Origin of the sequence: Achromobacter piechaudii NBRC 102461 (assembly GCF_001571245.1) — a bacterium.
Classification (GTDB): domain Bacteria; phylum Pseudomonadota; class Gammaproteobacteria; order Burkholderiales; family Burkholderiaceae_B; genus Achromobacter; species Achromobacter piechaudii.
This window is the reverse complement of record NZ_BCTK01000005.1, coordinates 816,528-838,711: the sequence shown is the minus strand read 5'-3', so window position 1 is coordinate 838,711 and position 22,184 is coordinate 816,528. Positions and strand designations below refer to the sequence as shown.

Genomic DNA, 22,184 nt, shown 5'->3' with positions numbered 1-22,184 from the left:
TCGCGGATGAGTGTGGGGTGGAACACGCCCCGCCCGACGCTTGTGAGCCGGAGGCCGGCGAGGGCCGGCCGGGGCGCCGCGAGCCGGAAGGTCCGGTGCGGCGCCCGCGCGAGGCGTCGAGATTACAGGTCCAGCAACAGACGCTGCGGATCTTCCAGCGCGTCCTTCATGGCGACCAGGCCCAACACGGCTTCACGGCCGTCGATGATGCGGTGGTCATAGGACAGCGCCAGGTAATTCATCGGGCGGATGACGATCTGGCCGTTTTCGACAACAGCGCGATCCTTGGTGGCGTGCACGCCCAGGATGGCCGATTGCGGCGGGTTGATGATCGGGGTCGACAGCATCGAACCGAACACGCCACCGTTGGAGATCGAGAACGTACCGCCGGTCATTTCTTCAATGCCCAGCTTGCCATCAGCGGCGCGACGGCCGAAGTCGGCGATGGTCTTTTCGATTTCAGCGATGGACAGCTGGTCGGCGTTGCGCAGGATCGGCACCACCAGGCCACGCGGGCTGCCGACAGCGATACCGATGTCAAAGTAGCCGTGATAGATGATGTCCTTGCCGTCGATCGACGCGTTGATCAGCGGGTACTTCTTCAGGGCGGCAACGGCGGCCTTGACGAAGAACGACATGAAGCCCAGCTTGATGCCGTGTTCCTTTTCGAACTTGTCCTTGTACTTGCTGCGCAGATCGATGACCGCTTGCATGTTCACTTCGTTGAACGTGGTCAGGATTGCGTTTTCTTGCTGCGATTGCAGCAGGCGCTCGGCGATGCGGGCGCGCAGGCGGCTCATCGGCACGCGCTGTTCCGGACGGCCGTCCAGCGACAGCGTGGTCGGGGCCGGAGCAGCCGGGGCCTTGGCCGGAGCAGCCTTGGCGGCGGGAGCGCCAGCAGCCAGGGCGTCGCCCTTGGTCACGCGGCCGTCGCGGCCGGTGCCCGACACGGAAGCGGCGTCAACGCCCTTCTCGGCCAGGATCTTGGAAGCGGCAGGCGATGCCACGCCGGCAGCGGCCGACGAGGCCGGGGCAGCAGCGGCGGGTGCTGCGGCGGGAGCCTGTTCAGCAGCCTTGGAGGCTGCGGCGGGTGCGGTCGCGGCGGCGGCGGCCTTGCCAGCGGTGTCGATGCGGGCCAGCACTTCGCCCGAGGTCACGGTGCTGCCATCGCCCTTGACGATTTCTGCCAGCACGCCCGAGGCGGGGGCCGGCACTTCCAGCACAACCTTGTCGGTTTCGACTTCGATCAGGATTTCGTCCGCTTCAACGGCAGCGCCCGGCTGCTTCTTCCAGGTCAGCAGGGTCGCTTCGGAGACGGATTCGGAAAGTTGGGGGACGACGACGTCGGTAATAGCCATTTTGTTTGTTCCGTAAAGTGTGTGTTCTGGTCACGCGGCGCGGCAAGGTTCGAAACGAGGTTCCAAAACGCTTGCCGCGCGCGGCGCGTGCATCAAGTCAGGGTTACTTCGTCAACATGACCTTGAACTTGGGCGCGAAAGCCGTTTCGATCAGGGCCTTCTGCTGCTCCTGGTGCTTGGCCAGGTAGCCCACGGCCGGCGATGCCGACGCGGCGCGGCCGGCGTAGCCCAGCTTCTGGCCTTCCACCATGTTCTCGTACACGTGATGCTGAACGTAGAACCAGGCGCCTTGGTTCTGCGGTTCGTCCTGAACCCAGATCACTTCGGTGGCCTTCGGGTACTTGCGCAGTTCGGTTTCGAACGACTTGTGCGCAAACGGGTACAGCTGCTCGACGCGGACGATGGCGACGTTGTCGGCGCCACGCTCGCGGCGGGCGTTGATCAGGTCGTAGTACACCTTGCCCGAGCAAGCCAGAACGCGCTTGACCTTGCTGGCGTCGATGGCCTCGTCGACTTCGCCGATCACCGGTTGGAAGCTGCCACCGGCCAGGTCGGTCAGGGGCGAACCTGCATCCTTGTTACGCAGCAGCGACTTCGGCGTGAACAGCACCAGCGGCTTGCGGAACGGGCGGATCATCTGGCGACGCAGAACGTGGAAGATCTGCGAGGCAGAGGTCGGCTGGACCACTTGCATGTTGTTGTCGGCGCACAGTTGCAGGAAGCGCTCGATGCGGCCCGACGAGTGCTCGGGGCCTTGGCCTTCGTAGCCGTGCGGCAGCATCAGGGTCAGGCCCGACTGGCGGCCCCACTTGGCTTCGCCGGAGCTGATGAACTGGTCGATCACGACCTGAGCGCCGTTGACGAAGTCGCCAAACTGGCCTTCCCAGATGGTCAGCGTGTTCGGTTCGGCGCTGGAGTAGCCGTATTCGAAGGCCAGCACGGCCTCTTCGGACAGCACGGAGTCGATGACGGTGAACGGAGCCTGGCCTTCCGAGACGTTTTGCAGCGGAATGTAGGTGCCGTCGTTCCAGCGTTCGCGGTTCTGGTCGTGCAGCACGGCGTGGCGGTGCGTGAACGTGCCCCGGCCCGAATCCTGGCCGGTGATGCGGATGGCGTAGCCCGAGGACACCAGCGTGGCGAAGGCGAGGTGTTCGCCCATGCCCCAGTCCAGGTTCAGTTCGCCCTTGGCCATCGTGCGGCGGTCGTTCAGCATCTTGGCGACCAGCGGGTGCACCGTGAAGCCTTCCGGAACCGTCGTGATGCGTTCGCCGATGCGCTTGAGTTCAGCCAGCGGCACGGCGGTGTCGGCCTGGTCGGTCCACTTGGCGCCCAGGAACGGCGACCAGTCGATCGCGTACTTGCTCTTGTAGTCGGTCAGCACCGGCTCGATCGTGCGCTGGCCGTCTTCCATCAGCTGACGGTAGTCCTTGACCAGTTGATCGGCTTCGCCTTCGGCCAGCACGCCTTGCGTGGTCAGCTTGTCGGCGTACAGCTTGCGCGTACCGGGGTGATGGCCGATGCGCTTGTACATCAGCGGCTGCGTCAGCGACGGGGTGTCTTGCTCGTTGTGGCCCAGCTTGCGGAAGCAAACGATGTCCACGACGATGTCGTGACGGAATTGCAGGCGGTAGTCCAGGGCCAGCTTGGTGACGAACACCACGGCTTCCGGATCGTCGCCGTTGACGTGGAACACCGGCGCTTCGATCATCTTGACCACGTCGGTGCAATACAGCGTCGAACGCGAGTCGCGCGGGTCGGACGTGGTGAAACCGATCTGGTTGTTGATGACGATGTGCAGCGTGCCGCCCGTGCCGTAGCCGCGGGTTTGCGCCAGGTTCAACGTTTCCATGACCACGCCTTGGCCGGCGAAAGCCGCGTCGCCGTGCACCAGCACCGGCAGCACTTGCTTGCCTTCGGCGTCGCCGCGGCGTTCCTGGCGAGCGCGCACGCTGCCTTCGACCACGGGGTTCACGATTTCAAGGTGGGACGGGTTGAACGCCAACGACAGGTGGACCGGACCGCCACGGGTGGACAGGTCGCTGGAGAAGCCGTTGTGGTACTTCACGTCGCCGTCGGTCAGGCCTTCGGCGTGCTTGCCTTCGAACTCGGCGAACAGGTCGCCAGGCATCTTGCCCATGATGTTCACGAGCAGGTTCAGGCGGCCGCGGTGGGCCATGCCGACCACGATTTCCTGGACGCCGTTTTCACCGGCGTGGTTCACCACTTCGTCCATCGAGGCGATGAAGCTTTCGCCGCCTTCCAGCGAGAAGCGCTTCTGGCCGACGTACTTGGTGTGCAGGAAGCGCTCGAGGCCTTCGGACTCGGTCAGCTGCTGCAGGATGTGGCGCTTTTCTTCGGCGGTGTAGGACGGCGCGCCCAGCGTGGTTTCCAGGCGTTCCTGGATCCAGCGCTTGGCGGCGGGGTCGGAGATGTGCGTGAATTCAGCACCGATGCTGCGGCAATACGTGTCGCGCAGCGCCTTCAGGATGTCGCGCAGCGTCATGGTGCTGGCGGTCGTGAAGTAGGTGTTGGTAGCCGAGTAGGTCTGGTCCAGATCGGCTTCGGTCAGGCCGTAGAAGGCGGGATCGAGTTCCGGGATCGGGGGACGTTCCTGGCGCTTGAGCGGATCCAGGTCGGCCCAGCGCGAGCCCAGCGAGCGGTAGGCGGCAATCAGCGATTGCACCGAAACCTGCTTGCTGGCGACGCTCAGGTCGGGTTCGGCTGCGCGTTGCACGAAGGCATTGGCCTTGGCGCGTTGGGCGAACGATTCGACGATGGGAGCGTGGGCCTGGTCGCGAGTGGATTCCTGGCCATCGGTTGCGGGAGCGTGCTGCAACTGGTCGAAATATTCGCGCCAGTTATCAGGAACCGAACCGGGGTTGTCGAGGTAGGCTTCGTAAAGCTCCTCAACATATGGGGCGTTACCCCCAAAGAGATAAGACGTGGATAGAGATTCTATTTCCGAAGACATATCGCTTCACCTTTACGAGTGCTTCACTCGACACGATGCAGGAAAACCTTCCGCGACACGGGCTTCCCGTTTAGCGGATAGCAGGGGCAGAAGGCGCGTACAAGCCTTGAAAGCCGTATGCCGAGCAGTATAACCCTTTGAGTTTACGGGCGTCTTCCCGCTTTTTTGTGCCGCAAAAAGCCCATTCGGAATGCCTGCATGCGGCCGTGGAATGTCCGGCGAACCCCTGACATCGAGCCGTCTACGCGCCATCAATTTCTGCCATTCCAAAATGCCGCAGTGCGTCATTGTTGAGCAGTGTGCAACGCGAGTGTTGTGCTTTAGCCTCGTCAGACCGGCAAAGCCGTGGTCGACAAGATCTCTTTCAACACAAAAAAGGTGCGAATCTGGCGTACGCCAGGCAGCTTGATGATCTCGCCCGCATGCAGCTTGTTGAAGCGTTCCAGGTCGCGGATGCGCAGCATCAGGAAGTAATCGAATTCGCCTGCCACCAGATGGCATTCCAGGCAGCCGCTGATGCCGCGCGCCGCTTCCTCGAAGTCGGTGAAGGAGTCGGGCGTGGAGCGGTCCAGCACGACGCCCACGATGACCAGCGTGGCCATGTCGACGTCGGCCGGCTCAAGTAGCGCCACCGTCTTTTTGATGACACCTTCCGCCTTCAGCTTTTCCACGCGCCGCAAGCAGGCGGCCGGACTCAAGTGAACGCGCGCGCTCAAGTCCAGGTTGGTGATCTGGGCATCCTCTTGCAGAAGGCGAAGGATGTGGCGGTCAATGCGATCAAGCCCGGCGAGTGCGCTCATTTAATGCGTCCCTAAAAATAATATCTCGTTATTTCTTTTATCGTGAAAATAATAAATGGAAATTTATAAACTCAGCTAATTCTAAATGCGCCGATTCTAATAAATACGCAATTGACCACCCATGCCCTTGATTCCTATGATTTTCCATCCGCGCCTGACCTGCCGGCCGGACTCATCATCAGGAGCTCGCATGAATCTGCAACGCTTTCCCCGACATCGCCTGACCTTCGGCGATACCCCCATCGAAAAGCTGGAACGCTTGTCCGCGCACCTGGGCGGCAAGGTCGAGGTCTACGCCAAACGCGAAGACTGCAACAGCGGTCTGGCGTTTGGCGGCAACAAGCTGCGCAAACTTGAATACCTGATTCCGCAGGCGCTGGAGCAAGGGTGCGACACGCTGGTCACCATTGGCGGCATTCAGTCCAACCACACGCGCATGGTCGCCGCCGTGGCCGCCAAGCTGGGCCTGGCCTGCGTGCTGGTCCAGGAAAACTGGGTGGACTATTCCGACGCCGTCTACGACCGCGTCGGCAACATCATGATGAGCCGCCTGATGGGCGCCGACGTGCGGCTGGTGGACCAGGGCTTCGACATCGGATTCCGGCGCAGCTGGGAAGAAGCGCTGGACGACGTGCGCAAACGGGGCGGCAAGCCCTACGCCATTCCGGCTGGCGCGTCGGACCATGAGCTGGGCGGCCTGGGTTATGTGGGCTTTGCAGAAGAAGTGCGGCGCCAGGAAGCCGAGCTCGGCTTCAAGTTCGACTACATCGTGGTCTGCGCCGTGACGGGCAGCACGCAGGCGGGCATGGTGGTGGGATTCGCGGCGGACGGCCGGGCTGACCGCGTCATCGGCATCGACGCGTCGGCCACGCCCGAGCAGACGCGTGCGCAGATTCTGCGGATCGCGCGCCGCACCGCCGACATGGTCGGGTTGGAAGCCGGCATTGCCGACAGCGATGTGGTGCTCGACACGCGTTACGCCTATCCCGCGTATGGCCTGCCGTCGGCAGAAACGAACGAGGCCATCCGCACCTGCGCCCGGCTGGAAGGCATGATGACCGACCCGGTGTACGAAGGGAAATCCATGCAAGGCATGATGGACATGATTCGTCGCGGCGATATCCCGGCAGGCTCGAAGGTTCTGTATGCGCACCTGGGAGGGGTGCCGGCGATCAACGCCTACAGCTTTCTGTACCGCAATGGCTGACGCCGACGAACCGCCCACGGGCTTCGGATCCGTGGGCTGGCCCGCCGGCGATCTGCGTTGACGCGCCCTGCCCGGCTAGCGGGTCTTGGCGCCGGCCTGGAACCAGGCGCCGATCAGCGCGCGTTCGTCATCGGTCATGCCGGTGGAATTGGCCATCGGCATGATTTTCGACACGACCACTTGCTGGTACACGGCCTGTGCATGGACGGCGATCTGCTCAACCGAGTCCAGCCGCACATTCTTCATCTGCACCTGCTCGCCATGGCAAAGCAGGCAGCGCTGATCCAGCACATGGCGCACCTGGGCGAACGCCACCTCGGCCGGCGCCGCCACCGCCGCCGAAGCCGGCACGGGCGCGGGCCGCATCCATACGATGGTCAGCCCCAGCACCGCCACGCCCAACAACATATACGGCACGGGATTGCGCGCATTGCCCAGCTTGAAGCGATGGCGCACCACGAAGAACTGCCGGATCGCCGCGCCGCCCAGCATGATCAGCAGCAGCACGACCCAGTTGTACTGATGGGTATAGGTGAAGCTGTAGTGGTTGCTCATCATGGTGAACACCACCGGCAAGGTGAAGTAGGTGTTGTGCACGCTGCGCTGCTTGCCGCGCTGGCCATGGACGGGATCGACGGGTTTGCCCGCCCGCATCGCGGCAACGTTCTTGCGCTGGCCAGGGATGATCCAGAAAAAAACGTTGCCGCTCATGGTGGTGGCCATCATCGCGCCCACCAGAAGGAAAGCGGCGCGTCCGGCGAACCAGTGGCAAGCCAGCCACGACGCCAGGGCGATGAACACGGCCACCAGCACGCCGACGATCGTGTCGCCATGTTTGCCGCGACCGAACAAGCGACAGATGCCGTCGTAGACGATCCAGAACACGACGAAGAAAGCCAGCGCCACCGCCACGGCCGTGCCGGGCTGCCAGTCCATCTTCGACCGATCGATCAGGTAGGTGCTGGCGTTCCACAGGTATGACACCGTGAACAGCGCGAAGCCGGTCAGCCAGGTGCTGTAGCTTTCCCAGAATGACCAATGCAGGTGGTCGGGCAGCTTCTTGGGCTGGACGGCGTATTTCTGCATGTTGTAGAAACCGCCGCCGTGCACGGCCCATTGCTCGCCGCCCACGCCTTTGTTCAGCGATTCGGCGTCTTGGGGCTTTTCAAGGCTGTTGTCCAGCATCACGAAATAGAACGACGTGCCGATCCATGCGATGCCGGCAATGATGTGGGCCCAACGCAGCAGCAGGTTGACCCAATCCAGGTAATAACTTTCCATACACGCCCCCAGTGGGCGGGCCTTGATAGGCTCCGCCGCACTGCCTACCACCGCGGGCGCTGTAAGCAGAAGATAGATCGCGCACAAGGCTGAGTAGGCCCCGCACCGCTGCGATCAAGATCTGCGAAATTGTATGCAGGTTTTGTCTACAAGGCTATGAATCGCAGCCGCTCGGGCATCAGGAAAACCCTGATTCGGCAAGGTCAGAGACCGGGTTCAGGAGCCGCGATACGTCGAATAACTCCATGGGCTGACGAGCAGCGGCACGTGATAGTGCTGATCCGCGTGCGCCACGCCAAAATCCAGGCTGACAAGATTCAGGAAGTTGGGCTCGGGCAAAGCCACGCCCCGACTCTTGAAGTACCGGGCCACATCGAAGACCAGCCGGTAAGTGCCCACTTTCAAATCCCCGTCGGCAAACAGCGGCTTGGCGCTGCGGCCATCGTGGTTCAAGGTGAATTGCTGGATCAGTACGGCGCTTGCGTCTTGCGTCGCGTATAGCGCCACGGCCATGCCCTCTGCCGGGCAACCGTTCATGGTGTCCAGTACGTGCGTGGTCAGTCCCATGTTGTCTCCTGTAAGGCCAGCCGGGCGCCAGCCGATCTCATGGTTATCCTTAATGATGTACATAAATTGTATACAGCTAATTGCTTTCCAGCTATTGTTTAGCCCATCATGAAACCGTCCGCCCATTCGCGCCTGCCCGACCCCACCGCGACCCGCAGGCTCGCGCGCCGACGTGTACCGCAAACCGCCCTTGGCCTTGTGTCCCGTCAGTCATGAACACCTACGATTCCACGCTGCCCTACCCCCGCGACCTGATTGGCTATGGCCGCAATCCTCCGCATGCGCAATGGCCCGGCCGCGCCCGCATCGCCGTGCAGTTCGTCCTGAACTACGAAGAAGGCGGCGAGAACAGCGTGCTGCATGGCGATGCGGGTTCCGAACAATTCCTGTCGGAAATGTTCAACCCGGCCAGCTACCCCGATCGCCATCTCAGCATGGAAGGCATCTACGAATACGGCTCGCGGGTTGGCGTCTGGCGCATCCTGCGCGAATTTGAGAAACGGCAATTGCCCTTGACCGTGTTCGGCGTGGGCATGGCGCTACAGCGGCATCCGGAATTGACGGCGGCATTCACCGAGCTGGGCCACGAAATCGCCTGCCACGGCTGGCGCTGGGTGCACTATCAGAATGTGGACGAAGCCACCGAACGCGAGCACATGCGCGTGGCGATGCAGGCCATCACGCAATTGACCGGCACACGCCCGCTGGGCTGGTACACCGGTCGCGACAGTCCCCGCACGCGCCGGCTGGTCGCCGACTACGGCGGTTTCGAATACGACAGCGATTACTACGGCGACGACCTGCCCTTCTGGATGCAGGTGCAAAAGAGCGACGGCGAGGTCGTCCCGCAGTTGATCGTGCCCTACACCCTGGACTGCAACGACATGCGCTTCGCCTTGCCCCAGGGTTATTCGCACGCCGATCCCTTCTTTCAATATCTGAAGGACAGTTTCGACGTGCTCTATGCCGAAGGCGACGACGCGCCCAAGATGCTCAGTATCGGCATGCACTGCCGGCTGTTGGGCCGACCGGGGCGCATCACGGCGCTGCAACGCTTCCTGGACCACATCGCCCGTCACGACCGCGTCTGGGTATGCCGCCGCCTGGACATCGCCCGGCACTGGAAAGCCACCCATCCCTTCCTTCCCCCACGTTGAGCGCGACCACCATGCCCCACACGCTGGAACAACTCAATGCCGCCACGCCCGATGCGGCGCTGGCCATGCTTGACGGCCTGTACGAACATTCGCCCTGGATTGCGCGCCAGGCGCTTGAGGCCCGTCCCTTCAAGTCGCTGGCCCACTTGCAGGATCAGTTGCGACAGGTGCTGGACCAGGCCGATATCGAAGCCCAGCTGGCGCTGATCCGCGCGCACCCGGAACTGGCCGGCCGCGCCATGCAGCAGAACAGCCTGACTGCCGAGTCCACGAACGAACAGGACCAGGCGGGGCTGACGAATTGCTCTGCCGACGAGCTGGCGCGCCTGCAACAACTGAATGCCGACTACACCGCCCGTTTCGGATTCCCTTTCATCCTGGCCGTGCGCGGCGCGCGCGGCACGGGTCTGCCGCGCCAACAGATCATCGAAGAATTCGCGCGGCGGCTGGATAACCACCCGGACCTTGAACTGCGCGAAGCGTTGCGCAATATCCATCGCATCGTCGAAATTCGCCTGGCCGATAAATTCGACCGCGACCTGACGCTGGGCAACGACATCTGGGACTGGCACGAACGGCTCAGTATCCACAGCGATCCGGGCTATGCCGAAAAAGGCCAGCTGACCGTCACGTACCTGACCGAAGCGCACCGCGCCTGCGCGCAGCGCATCTCGCACTGGATGCGCGACTGCGGTTTCGATGAAGTCGAGATCGACGCGGTGGGCAACGTGGTCGGCCGCTACCGGGCCCAACAGCCCGACGCCCCCACACTGATGACGGGCAGCCACTACGACACCGTGCGCAACGGCGGCAAGTACGATGGCCGGTTGGGCATCTTCGTCCCGATGGCCTGCGTACGCGAACTGCATCGCCAAGGCCGCCGCCTCCCCTACCACCTGGAAGTCATCGGCTTTGCCGAAGAAGAAGGCCAACGCTACCGCGCGACCTTCCTCGGTTCGGGTGCGCTGGTCGGCGACTTCAAGCCCGAATGGCTGGACCAGAAAGACGCCCAGGGCATCACCCTGCGCGACGCCATGCAGCATGCGGGCCTGTGCATCGACGACATCCCCAAGCTGCGGCGCGACCCGTCGCGCTATCTGGGCTTTGTCGAGGTCCACATCGAACAGGGCCCCGTGCTGTTCGAGATGGGCCTGCCGCTGGGCATCGTCACGTCGATCAACGGCAGCGTGCGCTATCAGGCGCAGATCTTCGGCATGGCCTGCCATGCCGGCACCACGCCAATGAACCGACGCCGCGATGCCGCCACCGCCACCGCCGAACTGGCGCTGTATATCGAACAGCGCGCCGCGCGCGACGGCGATTCAGTCGGCACCATCGGCATGCTTGAAGTGCCCAGCGGGTCCATCAACGTCGTGCCGGGCGAATGCCGTTTCAGCCTCGATCTGCGCGCCCCCAGCGATGCGCAGCGTGATGCGCTGGTGAACGATGTACTGGCCGAGCTTGACGCCATCTGCCAACGGCGCGGCCTGCGCTACGCACTGGAAGAAACCATGCGCGCCGCCGCCGCCCCCAGCCACCCTGCCTGGCAGCAACGCTGGGAACGCGCCGTACAGGCCGTGGGCGTGCCAGTACACCGCATGCCCAGCGGCGCCGGCCATGACGCCATGAAGCTGCACGAAGTCATGCCCCAGGCCATGCTGTTCGTGCGCGGCCAAAACCATGGCATCAGCCACAACCCGCGCGAATCCACCACCCGAGACGACATCCAGCTGGCCGCGCAGGCCATGCAGCATCTGCTGGACGACCTTGCCAATGACATCAAACGCTAACGCCATGACCGACTACACCCGACTGGACGCCTGGGTCGATGCCCATTTCGACGAACAGGTGAGCTTCCTGCAATCGCTGGTGCGCGTGCCCACCGACACCCCGCCCGGCAACAACGCCCCGCACGCGGAGCGCACCGCCGAACTGCTCAAGGCCATGGGGCTGGACGCGGAAGCGCACCCCGTGCCGGCGCAAGCCGTCCAGGACTACGGCATGCAATCCATCACCAACCTGATCGTGCGTCGTGAATACGGCCCCGGTCGGCGCGTGGCGCTGAACGCCCACGGCGACGTGGTGCCCCCCGGCGACGGCTGGCAGCACGATCCCTACGGCGCAGAAATCGACAACGGCAGCCTGTACGGCCGCGCCGCCGCCGTCAGCAAAAGCGATTTCGCCAGCTTCACGTTCGCGGTGCGCGCGCTGGAAGCGGTCGCCAAGCCGACGCATGGCGCGGTCGAGCTGCACTTCACGTATGACGAAGAATTCGGCGGCTTGCTCGGGCCGGGCTGGCTGCTGTCGCAAGGGCTGACCAAGCCCGACCTGATGATTGCCGCCGGCTTCAGCTATGAAGTCGTCACCGCTCACAACGGTTGCCTTCAGATGGAGGTCACCGTGCACGGCAAGATGGCGCATGCCGCGATTCCGTCCACGGGCGTGGATGCGCTGCAAGGCGCGGTCAAGATTCTGAATGCGCTGTATGCGCAGAACGCGCTGTATCAGCGCATCACGTCAGACGTCCCCGGCATCGAGCATCCTTATTTGAATGTCGGACGCATTGAAGGCGGCACCAATACCAACGTCGTGCCGGGCAAGGTCAGCTTCAAGCTGGACCGCCGCATGATTCCCGAGGAAAACGCCGTTGAAGTCGAAGCGGATATCCGTCGGATCATTCAAGAAGCCGCCGCCTCTACCCCGGGCATCACGATCGACATCAAACGGCTGTTGCTGGCCAATTCGATGCGGCCGCTGCCCGGCAACAAGCCGCTGGTCGACGCCATCCAGAAGCACGGCGAAGCGGTGTTCGGCGAGCCGATCCCGGCGATGGGCACGCCGCTCTATACCGACGTGCGCCTGTATGGCGAAGCCGGAATTCCCGGCGTGATCTACGGCGCCGGCCCGCGCACCGTGCTGGAATCGCACGCCAAGCGCAACGACGAGCGTGTCGTGCTTGAAGACCTGCGCCGCGCCACCAAGGTCATTGCGCGCACGCTGCACGACCTGCTGCAACCGGCTTGATCCCAAGGCCGGCTTGATCTCAAGGCCGGCTTGATATCAAGACCCGCTTGATCTCAAGACCCGCCTGACGCCCCCCGGACGTCAGGCAGTCCTGGCTCGCCGCTCGAGCCAGGAAGGACGCGCTTGCGCCGCAGCGCGCATCGGCGTCAGCGGCAACGCGCAGCCGTGCATTTGCCATGTGCCGCCATGCTCTTGGCGCGTTGTCCTTCCCCCCCTCTCTCGCATTCCTGACACCCCGAACATTCCTACATATAGTAACTATATATGTCTATTTGATGCGGGTTTTCCTCTATTTCTAGGAACCCCTGCGCCTGTATACAGTCCTCGTACACAAGAGCCGCTTTTCAGGATTTTCCCGACCGACATCCCACTCCGCCAGGAGACTCTCCCATGCAGGCTGCATCGCCCGCGCCCACCGGCGCGTCTCAAGACCTTCACCCCGTTGACCAGCGCCTGCCCTCCGGCAAGCTCGCGGCGCTGGGCCTGCAACACGTGCTGGTGATGTACGCCGGCGCGGTGGCCGTACCCTTGATCGTCGGACGCGCCTTGAACCTGACGCCCGACGAAGTCGCCATGCTGATCTCCGCCGACCTGTTCTGTTGCGGGCTGGTGACGCTGATCCAGACGCTGGGCGCAACGCAGTGGTTCGGCATCAAGCTGCCCGTCATGATGGGCGTCACGTTCGCGGCGGTTGCCCCCATGGTCGCAATGGCCAACGCCAACCCGGGCCCTGGCGGCGCGCAACTGCTGTTCGGCACCATCATCGGGGCGGGCATCATCTCGATGCTGATCGCGCCGATGATCAGCCGCATGCTGCGGTTCTTCCCGCCCGTGGTCACGGGCACCATCATCACGGTCATCGGCATCACGCTGATGCGCGTCGGCATCAACTGGGTATTTGGCAACCCGTCCGGCCCGACCGCGCCCGTCATCGTGGATCCCATCTATGCCAAGTGGCTGGCGGACGTCACCTCGCCGGGCAGCGCCATCCCGCCCGTTCCGCAGGGTTTCGCCATCATGCCGTCGATGCCCAACCCGCGTTATGGGGACCTGACCGGCTTCGGGATCGCCGTGCTGGTGCTGGCCTCGATCCTGCTGATCGTCAAGTTCACGCGTGGCTTCATCGCCAACATATCGGTGCTGCTGGGCATCATCATCGGCGCCGTCGTGGCATCGGCCACCGGCATCATGACGTTCGAGAAAATCGGCCAGGCGGATTGGTTCGACATCGTGCTGCCCTTCCACTTCGGCATGCCCACGTTCGACCCCATGCTGATCATGAGCATGGCGCTGATCATGGTGGTCGTCATGATCGAGTCGGCCGGCATGTTCCTGGCGCTAGGCGAAATGACCGAACGCGAGATCAGCCAGGAGGACATGGCGCGAGGCCTGCGCACGGACGGCCTGGGCACCTTGATCGGCGGCATCTTCAACACCTTTCCGTATACGAGCTTTTCGCAGAACGTCGGGTTGGTCGCGGTCACCGGCGTCAAAAGCCGCTTCGTGTGCGTCGCGGGCGGCATCATCCTGCTGGTGCTGGGCTTGCTGCCCAAGATGGCCGCGCTGGTGGAATCGCTGCCCACCGTGGTGCTGGGCGGGGCAGGCATCGTCATGTTCGGCATGGTGACGGCCACGGGCATCCGCATTCTGTCCGGGGTGGACTTCAAGACCAACCGGCACAACTCGATGATCGTGGCCGTGTCGATCGGCATCGGGATGGTGCCGCTGATCGCGCCGAACTTCAAACAGTGGATGCCGCATTCGCTGCACACGTTGATCGAATCGGGCATCTTGCTGGCGTCGCTCTCGGCGGTTCTGTTGAACCTGTTCCTGAACGGCGCGACGCACGACCAGCGCGCCATCGTCGCCGCAGCGCTGCAAGCCGATGAGCATTGATGTCAGGTTGACGTCGCGGCCGGCCAGCGCAATCGCGGGCGGGCCGGCGCAAGCCGTTCAAGCGCGGGAATGATGAGACAGCCGGCCTGCCTCGGTAACGACGAGACGGCCGGCCAAGCGCAATGGCGCTGAGGCCGGTCGCGAAGGCGACTGCGCCAAAGGCCTATCGCGACGAGGACGGCTGCATCAAGGCAGGCAGCCAGAAGGCCGGCGACGCTGCGCCGGCCTGCTTCGGTTCAGCGCCTCAAGCCAGACGCATCACGCGTCGCCAGAACAGCACCGCCACTAGAACAAAGACGGCCAGTCCCAGATACGAGGCCGTTACCGCGAAACCTTCGCCCGCAATCGCCAACGGGGCATCCGTGCCCGCCGCGCCGATGATGCCGGCCATCAGCACGCCTACCAGGCTTTCGCCCACGATCAGGCCCGAGGCGATCAGCACACCGCGCCGGTTTGCCGCGTCGGCAAATTGTTCGTAGGGCTTGCCGGCCGCAGCGGCGCGGCGGCGCAAAGCGCGTTCCAACAACCACGCCAACACCGCGCCCGCCACGATGGGCGCCGCCACGGTGGGCGGCAGATAAATGCCGATGCCCACCGCCAGCACCGGGATGCGCGCCACGCGGCAGGTGCGTTTCAGCACTTCGTCCACCACGATCAGCGCCACGCCCACGGCCATGCCGATGAGGATCATCGTCCAGTTCAACTGATGCGTGAAGATGCCGCGCGTAATGGCCAACATCAGCGTCGCCTGCGGCGCTGACAGGGCCTGCGCGGGGTCCATGTCCGCACGCGGCATCGCATCCGCGAAACCATAGGCGTTGTAGAGCAGTTCCAGCACCGGAGAAATCACCGCCGCACCGACCACGCAGCCGATCAGCAAGGCCACCTGCTGGCGCCACGGCGTCGCGCCGACGAGCCAGCCGGTCTTCAGGTCTTGCAGGTTGTCGTTGGAAATGGACGCCACCGCCACCACCGCCGACGTGCTGAAGATCGACAGCGCGATCGCCATCTGCACGCCGTTCTGCGCTTGGAGCAATTCGCCGCCCAGCGCCAGCATCAGCAGCGACACCAGCACGATGGCCACGATGCCCACGCCCGAAATCGGGCTGGTCGACGAGCCCACCAGGCCCGCCATGTAGCCGCAGGCCGCCGCCACCAGAAAGCCGAACACGAACGCAAACAGCACGGCATACGCCACCAGCTTCCAGATCGCGGCGGCCGAGATCGGCGCGCCCGACAGGAACACCTGGAACGTAATCACCAGGACCGCCACCAGCACCAGCGTGACGATTGAAATCCAGCCCGCTGACAGGTCACGCTCGGTTCGGGGCGCCTGCCCGGCCCGGGCGGCGCCCGCATGCGTCAACGCCGAAAACGAGGCTTTGACGCCGCGCGCCATCGGCATGAACAGGGTTGCCAAGGTCCAGATAGCGCCGACGCCGATCACGCCCGCGCCGATGAAGCGAACTTGCGAGGCCCACAGGCCGGTGGCGTATTGCGCCAAGGACTGTCCTGCCGGCATGTCGCCCATCGCGGTCAGGATCGGCACGGCGATGCCCCAGGAAATGATCAGGCCCGTCAACATGGCCAGGCCCGCCACGATGCCGATCAGGTAGCCCGCGCCCAGCAACGCCAGCGAAAAGCCCATGGGCAGCCGGAACACCGCGCCCCCAAGCGCGAACCATCCACTGACGCTATCGCCCAGCACCCGCAAGCCGCTGGCCGCGAAACTAACCACGGCCGCCGCCAAGCCGCCCGCGACGATATCGCCCATGCCGGTTGCCGGTGGCTTGGCCGCCGACCGTGCCGATGCTGCGCTCGCACTGGCGTTCGTACTTCCGGCCGCGCTGCCTGTCACAGGGCCGGCCGCATCGCCGCCCGCACTCTCAGCCGCATCCTGCGCCCGCTCGGCACTGCCCACCCGCAGGATCTCGGCCGCCGCCACGCCTTCGGGATAGGGCAGATCGCTTTGCACCACCATCACGTGGCGCAGCGGGATGGTGAACATCACGCCCAGCATGCCGCCGGCGGCGCAGATACCCAGCGTCTGCCAAAAGGGAAACCCCTGCCAGTGGCCCATCATGACCAGCGCCGGCAGGATGAAAATGATCGAAGACAGGGTGCCCGCCGCCGACGCCTGCGTCTGCACCATGTTGTTTTCGAGGATGTTCGCGTCCTTGAACAGCCGCAATACCGACATCGAGATGACGGCGGCCGGTATCGCGGACGAAAACGTCAAACCGACCTTCAGCCCCAGGAAAACGTTGGACGCCGTGAAGATCACGGTGATCAGGGCGCCAAGCAGGATGCCCCGGAACGTAAGTTCGGGCAGCGTGACGTTTGCCGGGACGCTGACGGGTTGAGTCATTGAAGTCTCCCGTTATGGATACGGATAAACGGCGCATTCTAGCGCTTTGGCGTCCACCCAGTGGTCACCACGAGTAAGCGCGCTTAGACCGCAGAAGCTGCTGGCAAGAGAAATATCGGCAAAAGATTATGCTGAAATCTCGTGGGTCTTCCCCGCAATTTGATGACTCATGCCATCCACACAGGTCTAGGATGGAGCGATAACAGGAGACGACAACCCATGCGCGACCAGAGCCAACCCGCCCCAGGACATGACCGGCCCATCGATGCCGACCCTGCGGAAACCGCCGAATGGCGCGATGCCTTGCAATCGTTGGTCGAGGCCGACGGCGCCGGCCGCGCGGGCTACGTGCTGGACAGCCTGCTGGGGCACGCCGCGTCTCTGGGCCTGCGCGCCAACAGCCAGACGCGCACCGCTTACCTGAACACCATCCCCGCCGACCAGGAACCGCCCTTCCCGGGCAATCTGGCTGTCGAAGAACGCATCGCCCGCATCAACCGCTGGAACGCGTTGGCCATGGTGGTGCGGGCCAATCAGGCCCACGGCGAACTGGGCGGCCATATCGCCAGCTACGCCTCGGCAGCGGACCTGTTCGAAGTGGGCTTCAACCACTTCTTCCGCGCGCAATCTCCCGACGGCCTGGGCGACCTGGTCTACATGCAGCCGCATTCCGCGCCCGGCGTGTACGCCCGCGCGTTCCTCGAAGGTTTCCTCAGCGAAGACGACCTGGCGCACTTCCGCCAGGAAATCACCGCCACCACGCGCGGCCTGCGCGGGCTTTCGTCTTACCCGCATCCCTGGTTGATGCCCGACTTCTGGCAGTTTCCGACGGGCTCGATGGGCATCGGCCCCATCAACGCCATTTACCAGGCGCGCTTCATGCGCTACCTGGAACACCGGTCCCTCGTGCCCGCCAGCGACCGCAAGGTCTGGGGCATATTCGGCGACGGCGAAATGGACGAACCCGAATCCATCGCCGCGCTCACGCTGGCCGCGCGCGAAAAGCTCGACAACCTCGTATTCGTCGTCAACTGCAACCTGCAACGGCTCGACGGGCCGGTGCGCGGCAACGGACGCATCATCGACGAACTGGAAACGCTGTACGCGGGCGCTGGATGGAACGTGATCAAGCTGGTCTGGGGCAGCGACTGGGACGCGCTGCTTCGGCGCGACACCAACGGCGCACTGGCGCGCGCGTTCGCCAATACCGTCGACGGCCAGTTCCAGACCTTCGCCGCCAATGACGGCGCGTTCAACCGCGCACACTTCTTCAATCAGAATCCCGAGCTGGCCGCGCTGGTGGCCGACTGGACCGACGAAGCCATCGACCGCCTGCATCGGGGCGGCCACGACATGGTGAAGATCCACGCCGCCTACCACCGCGCGGCGCGGCACACCGGGCAGCCCACCGTCATCCTGGCGCAGACCAAGAAAGGCTTCGGCATGGGCGCGGCCGGCCAGGGCAAGATGACCACGCACCAGCAAAAGAAGCTGGATGACGAAGCGCTCCTGGCCTTTCGTGACCGCTTCGCCCTGCCGATTTCCGACGCCGACTGCCTGGCGCTCAAGTTCTATCGCCCCGCGCCGGATAGCGCGGAACTGCGCCACCTGCAAGCACGTCGCGAGGCGCTGGGCGGCCATATTCCCCGCCGCCGCACCGAGGCGCCCCGCCTGGCCGCGCCGGCCGTCGAACAATGGGCCCGCTTTGCGCTGGCCGCCGACGGCAAGGAAATGTCCTCGACCATGGCCATCGTGCGGATGCTGACCGCGTTGCTCAAGGACGGCGAGGTGGGCTCGCGCATCGTGCCCATCGTGGCCGACGAAGCCCGCACCTTCGGCATGGCCAATCTGTTCCGCCAAATCGGCATCTATTCCGCGCAGGGCCAGCTGTACGAACCCGAGGACATCGGCTCAGTGCTGTATTACCGCGAAGCGCGCGACGGGCAGATCCTGGAAGAAGGCATTACCGAAGCCGGGGCGATCTCGTCGTGGACGGCCGCCGGCACCAGCTATTCGGTCAACGGCCTGCCGATGCTGCCCTTCTATATCTATTACTCGATGTTCGGCTTTCAGCGCATCGGCGACCTGATCTGGGCCGCCGCCGACCAGCGCACGCGCGGCTTCCTGATCGGCGCCACATCGGGCCGCACCACGTTGGGCGGCGAAGGGCTGCAACACCAGGACGGCTCCAGCCACATCATGGCGGCCGCCGTGCCCAACTGCCGCGCCTACGACCCGGCCTATGCGTATGAAGTCGCCGTCATCGTCGAACACGGCATGCGCCGCATGCTGGACGAGCAGCGCGACGAATTCTTTTACCTGACCGTCACCAACGAAAACCTGGCGCAACCGGACATGCCGGCCGACCCCGGCGTGCGCGAAGGGATCCTGCGCGGCCTGTACCGGCTGCGCCCCGCTCGCAAAGAAGCGCAGGTCCGCCTGCTGGGCGCCGGCCCCATGCTGCGCGAGGCCGAAGTGGCAGCCGAGCGGCTGCACGCCGACTACGGCGTGGATGCCGAAGTCTGGAGCGTGACCAGCTTTTCCGAGCTGGCCCGTGATGGACGCCAGGCCGAACGCGCCCGCGTGCTGGGCCTGGACACGGCCGGCCAAGCGGACTGGGTACGGACCTGCCTGGGCGCGAGCGACGCCCCGGTCATCGCCGCCACGGACTACGTGCGCGCCGTGCCCGAACAGATCCGCGCGTGGGTGCCAGCCTCATACCGCACACTGGGCACCGATGGCTTCGGCCGCAGCGACACGCGCGCCCAACTGCGGGACTTCTTCGAAGTCAGCGCCGACTGGATCGTGCTGTACGCGCTGGACAGCCTGGGCAAAAGGGAAGCCGCTGACGCGCTGCGTCTGCGCCTGAATGCGGCCACGCGGCAGACCCCACCTTGGAAGTTGTAGGCCTGGCGCTGGGGCCTTAGAACAATCCGACGGGTTTTTGACTAAACGCGCCTGATCGCTGCACTGCAACAACCAAGCGCCCGCGCTTTCTGGTGAAATACGGGTGTTCCCTAAGCATTTCGCAAAGAAACCGGCGGGCCGCGAGCCCGCCGTTTGTCATCCCGTTTTCTTTCTCAGTTAGTGCCTCAGAGGCCCCGATCCCATGGACGAAATTCTTACCAAAATGGCGTTGGATTACCACGCCTATCCCACCCCCGGCAAAATCTCGGTCGTCCCGACCAAGACCCTGGCCAACCAGGACGACTTGTCCCTGGCCTACTCGCCCGGCGTGGCGGCAGCTTGCATGGCCATCTTCGACCAGGGTGAAGACGCTGCCTCCAAGTACACCTCGCGCGGCAACCTGGTGGGCGTGATCACCAACGGCACCGCCGTCCTGGGCCTGGGCAACATCGGTCCGCTGGCCGCCAAGCCGGTCATGGAAGGCAAGGGCTGCCTGTTCAAGAAGTTTGCCGGCATCGACGTGTTCGACATCGAACTGGCCGAGAACGATCCGGACAAACTGGTCGACATCATCGCGGCGCTGGAACCCACGCTGGGCGGCGTCAACCTGGAAGACATCAAGGCGCCCGAGTGCTTCTACATCGAGAAGAAGCTGCGCGAGCGCATGAAGATTCCCGTCTTCCATGACGATCAACACGGCACCGCCATCATTTCGTCGGCCGCCATCCTGAACGGCTTGAAGGTCGTGGGCAAGGACATCGGTTCGGTCAAGCTGGCCTGCTCCGGCGCCGGCGCCGCCGCCATCGCCTGCCTGGACCTGCTGGTTCACCTGGGCGTCAAGCGCGAGCACATCTACGTGGTGGATTCGCGCGGCGTCATCTGGGATGGCCGCGACGAAAACATGGAAGCCAACAAGAAGCGCTACGCGCAGAAGACCGACGCGCGCACGCTGGCCGACGTGGTCAACGGCGCCGACGTGTTCCTGGGCTGCTCCACCGCTGGCGTGCTGACGGGCGACATGGTCAAGACCATGGCCGACCGTCCGCTGATCCTGGCGCTGGCCAATCCGGAACCGGAAATCCGTCCTGAAGTGGCCAAGGCCGCCCGCCCGGATTGCATCATCGCCACGGGCCGTTCGGACTACCCGAACCAGGTCAACAACGTGCTGTGCTTCCCGTTCATCTTCCGCGGCGCCATGGATGCCGGCGCTTCGCGCATCACGGAAGAAATGAAGCTGGCGTGCGTGAAGGCTATCGCCGAACTGGCGCAAGCCGAGCAGAACGACGAAGTGGCCCGCGCCTACGCTGGCCAGGAACTGTCGTTCGGTCCCGACTACATCATTCCCAAGCCGTTCGACCCGCGCCTGATCTTCCAGATCGCCCCCGCCGTGGCCCAGGCCGCCGCCGACTCCGGCGTGGCCGCGCGTCCCATTGAAGACATCGAAGCCTACCGCCAAAAGCTGATGGGCTTCGTGTACCACTCCGGCCAGCTGATGCGTCCGCTGTTCGCCCAGGCCAAGAAGGCGCCCAAGCGCGTCATCTATGCCGACGGCGAAGACGAACGCGTCCTGCGCGCCGTGCAAACCGTGGTCGATGAAAAGCTGGCCCGTCCGATCCTGATCGGCCGCCCGTCGGTCATCGAAATGCGCATCACCAAGGCCGGCCTGCGCCTGGTCGCGGGCGAGCACTTCGAGATCGTTGACCCGGAAGACGACAGCCGCTTCAACGAAACCTGGAACGCGTACTACCAGTTGAAGGGTCGTGAAGGCGTGACGCCGGCCATCGCCAAGGCGATGATCCGCAAGCACAACACGCTGATCGGCGCGATGCTGCTGCGCCGTGGCGACGCCGACGCGCTGCTGTGCGGCGTGGCCAGCAAGTACGACAACCAGCTCAAGTACGTCGATGAAATCATCGGCAAGAAGGAAGGCCAGACGTACGCCGCGCTGAACGTGTTGATGCTGCCCGACCAGACGCTGTTCGTCACCGACACCCACGTCAACGAGAACCCGACGGCGGAAGAAGTGGCCAACATCACGATCCAGGCCGCGGACGAAATGCTGCGCTTTGGCGTGGTGCCGAAGATCGCGCTGCTGTCGCACTCGAACTTTGGCAGCCGCGTCACGGAATCGTCCAAGAAAATGGCCGCCGCCAGCAAGCTGGTGCAGGACCGCGCGCCCGACCTCGAAGTGGACGGCGAAATGCACGCCGACGCCGCCCTGTCGGAAAAGATCCGCGTACTGGCCTACCCGGACAGCACGCTCAAGGGTCGCGCCAACCTGCTGGTCATGCCGAACCTGGACACGGGCAACATCACGTACAACATGCTGAAAATGACGGGCAGCAATGGTGTCGCGATGGGTCCGATCCTGCTGGGCGCAGCGCGCCCCGTGCACATCCTGACGACCAGCGCCACCGTGCGCCGCATCGTCAACATGACGGCCCTGGCCGTTGTGGACGCACAGCAGGAAGCCGCCGACGCCGCCAAGAAGCGTCGTTGATCGCAGGCCTGTCTTGACGCATAGGGCGCCCTTCGGGGCGCCCTTTTTCATGGCGCGTATTTGTCGCCGTGGTCTTTATTTCATGAGGTCCGCGCGTCGTCACGACATCGGCCAATGGTAAAACCATGCTTGACCATTTCTCAGGAGT

The 22,184-nt window shown here is 64.1% G+C and carries 13 protein-coding genes; 7 read left to right on the top strand and 6 right to left on the bottom strand.

What is annotated here, in order from left to right; genetic code table 11:
• Positions 1-122: 122 nt before the first annotated feature.
• From odhB to API01S_RS10475, 3 genes are all read right to left on the bottom strand, one after another.
• Entirely contained in the window at positions 123-1,358 is a 1,236-nt protein-coding gene (gene odhB / locus API01S_RS10485; RefSeq protein WP_006218148.1) for a 2-oxoglutarate dehydrogenase complex dihydrolipoyllysine-residue succinyltransferase, read from the bottom strand.
• A gap of 103 nt (positions 1,359-1,461) precedes the next feature.
• Positions 1,462-4,329, bottom strand: coding sequence for a 2-oxoglutarate dehydrogenase E1 component (locus tag API01S_RS10480; protein ID WP_006218146.1), 2,868 nt, complete (start codon positions 4,327-4,329; stop codon positions 1,462-1,464).
• Between the two features lie 329 nt (positions 4,330-4,658).
• The gene (locus API01S_RS10475; protein ID WP_006218145.1) at positions 4,659-5,129 is read right to left on the bottom strand and encodes an Lrp/AsnC family transcriptional regulator; all 471 of its coding nucleotides are present in this window, start codon (positions 5,127-5,129) and stop codon (positions 4,659-4,661) included.
• 190 nt (positions 5,130-5,319) lie between these two features.
• On the opposite strand from API01S_RS10475, the gene API01S_RS10470 reads away from it, so the two are divergent.
• Positions 5,320-6,336 carry a 1-aminocyclopropane-1-carboxylate deaminase gene (locus API01S_RS10470; protein WP_061304396.1) on the top strand — a complete coding sequence of 339 codons (1,017 nt, stop codon included), beginning with the start codon at positions 5,320-5,322 and terminating at the stop codon, positions 6,334-6,336.
• 75 nt (positions 6,337-6,411) lie between these two features.
• Here the strand turns inward: API01S_RS10470 and API01S_RS10465 are convergent, their stop codons facing one another.
• Together API01S_RS10465 and uraH are read right to left on the bottom strand one after the other, a co-directional pair.
• Positions 6,412-7,617, bottom strand: coding sequence for a urate hydroxylase PuuD (locus tag API01S_RS10465; RefSeq protein WP_061304394.1), 1,206 nt, complete (start codon positions 7,615-7,617; stop codon positions 6,412-6,414).
• A 216-nt stretch (positions 7,618-7,833) separates the two neighbouring features.
• A complete protein-coding gene (gene uraH, locus API01S_RS10460; protein WP_061304392.1) occupies positions 7,834-8,184 on the bottom strand; it encodes a hydroxyisourate hydrolase in 351 nt (116 codons plus the stop codon).
• A gap of 212 nt (positions 8,185-8,396) precedes the next feature.
• Between uraH and puuE the strand changes: the two genes are divergently transcribed.
• From puuE to API01S_RS10440, 4 genes are all read left to right on the top strand, one after another.
• Positions 8,397-9,341, top strand: coding sequence for an allantoinase PuuE (gene puuE, locus API01S_RS10455; RefSeq protein ID WP_050727812.1), 945 nt, complete (start codon positions 8,397-8,399; stop codon positions 9,339-9,341).
• Positions 9,342-9,352: 11 nt separating this feature from the next.
• Positions 9,353-11,131, top strand: a complete 1,779-nt coding sequence (gene uraD, locus API01S_RS10450) for a 2-oxo-4-hydroxy-4-carboxy-5-ureidoimidazoline decarboxylase (protein ID WP_061304642.1) — start codon at positions 9,353-9,355, stop codon at positions 11,129-11,131.
• Positions 11,132-11,135: 4 nt separating this feature from the next.
• Positions 11,136-12,365 carry a M20 family metallopeptidase gene (locus tag API01S_RS10445; RefSeq protein WP_061304390.1) on the top strand — a complete coding sequence of 410 codons (1,230 nt, stop codon included), beginning with the start codon at positions 11,136-11,138 and terminating at the stop codon, positions 12,363-12,365.
• A gap of 390 nt (positions 12,366-12,755) precedes the next feature.
• A complete protein-coding gene (locus API01S_RS10440) occupies positions 12,756-14,261 on the top strand; it encodes a nucleobase:cation symporter-2 family protein (RefSeq protein WP_006218137.1) in 1,506 nt (501 codons plus the stop codon).
• Between the two features lie 244 nt (positions 14,262-14,505).
• On the opposite strand, the gene API01S_RS10435 is transcribed toward API01S_RS10440, so the two are convergent.
• Positions 14,506-16,629, bottom strand: a complete 2,124-nt coding sequence (locus API01S_RS10435; protein WP_061304387.1) for an OPT family oligopeptide transporter — start codon at positions 16,627-16,629, stop codon at positions 14,506-14,508.
• Positions 16,630-16,848: 219 nt separating this feature from the next.
• Here API01S_RS10435 and mdeB point away from each other — a divergent pair, with 219 nt between their 5' ends.
• Both mdeB and API01S_RS10425 read left to right on the top strand, forming a co-directional pair.
• Positions 16,849-19,536: an alpha-ketoglutarate dehydrogenase gene (gene mdeB / locus API01S_RS10430; RefSeq protein WP_061304385.1), complete on the top strand. Its 2,688-nt coding sequence runs from the start codon at positions 16,849-16,851 to the stop codon at positions 19,534-19,536.
• Between the two features lie 202 nt (positions 19,537-19,738).
• Positions 19,739-22,036 (top strand): NADP-dependent malic enzyme, encoded by a 2,298-nt coding sequence (locus tag API01S_RS10425; RefSeq protein WP_006218133.1) that lies wholly within the window; start codon positions 19,739-19,741, stop codon positions 22,034-22,036.
• The last annotated feature ends 148 nt before the right edge of the window (positions 22,037-22,184 follow it).

Bases quoted from the DNA above. Each gene is read 5' to 3' on its own strand.
- odhB (WP_006218148.1), bottom strand. From the start codon at position 1,358: ATGGCTATTACCGACGTCGTCGTCCCCCAACTTTCCGAATCCGTCTCC.
- API01S_RS10480 (WP_006218146.1), bottom strand. From the start codon at position 4,329: ATGTCTTCGGAAATAGAATCTCTATCCACGTCTTATCTCTTTGGGGGT.
- API01S_RS10475 (WP_006218145.1), bottom strand. From the start codon at position 5,129: ATGAGCGCACTCGCCGGGCTTGATCGCATTGACCGCCACATCCTTCGC.
- API01S_RS10470 (WP_061304396.1), top strand. From the start codon at position 5,320: ATGAATCTGCAACGCTTTCCCCGACATCGCCTGACCTTCGGCGATACC.
- API01S_RS10465 (WP_061304394.1), bottom strand. From the start codon at position 7,617: ATGGAAAGTTATTACCTGGATTGGGTCAACCTGCTGCTGCGTTGGGCC.
- uraH (WP_061304392.1), bottom strand. From the start codon at position 8,184: ATGGGACTGACCACGCACGTACTGGACACCATGAACGGTTGCCCGGCA.
- puuE (WP_050727812.1), top strand. From the start codon at position 8,397: ATGAACACCTACGATTCCACGCTGCCCTACCCCCGCGACCTGATTGGC.
- uraD (WP_061304642.1), top strand. From the start codon at position 9,353: ATGCCCCACACGCTGGAACAACTCAATGCCGCCACGCCCGATGCGGCG.
- API01S_RS10445 (WP_061304390.1), top strand. From the start codon at position 11,136: ATGACCGACTACACCCGACTGGACGCCTGGGTCGATGCCCATTTCGAC.
- API01S_RS10440 (WP_006218137.1), top strand. From the start codon at position 12,756: ATGCAGGCTGCATCGCCCGCGCCCACCGGCGCGTCTCAAGACCTTCAC.
- API01S_RS10435 (WP_061304387.1), bottom strand. From the start codon at position 16,629: ATGACTCAACCCGTCAGCGTCCCGGCAAACGTCACGCTGCCCGAACTT.
- mdeB (WP_061304385.1), top strand. From the start codon at position 16,849: ATGCGCGACCAGAGCCAACCCGCCCCAGGACATGACCGGCCCATCGAT.
- API01S_RS10425 (WP_006218133.1), top strand. From the start codon at position 19,739: ATGGACGAAATTCTTACCAAAATGGCGTTGGATTACCACGCCTATCCC.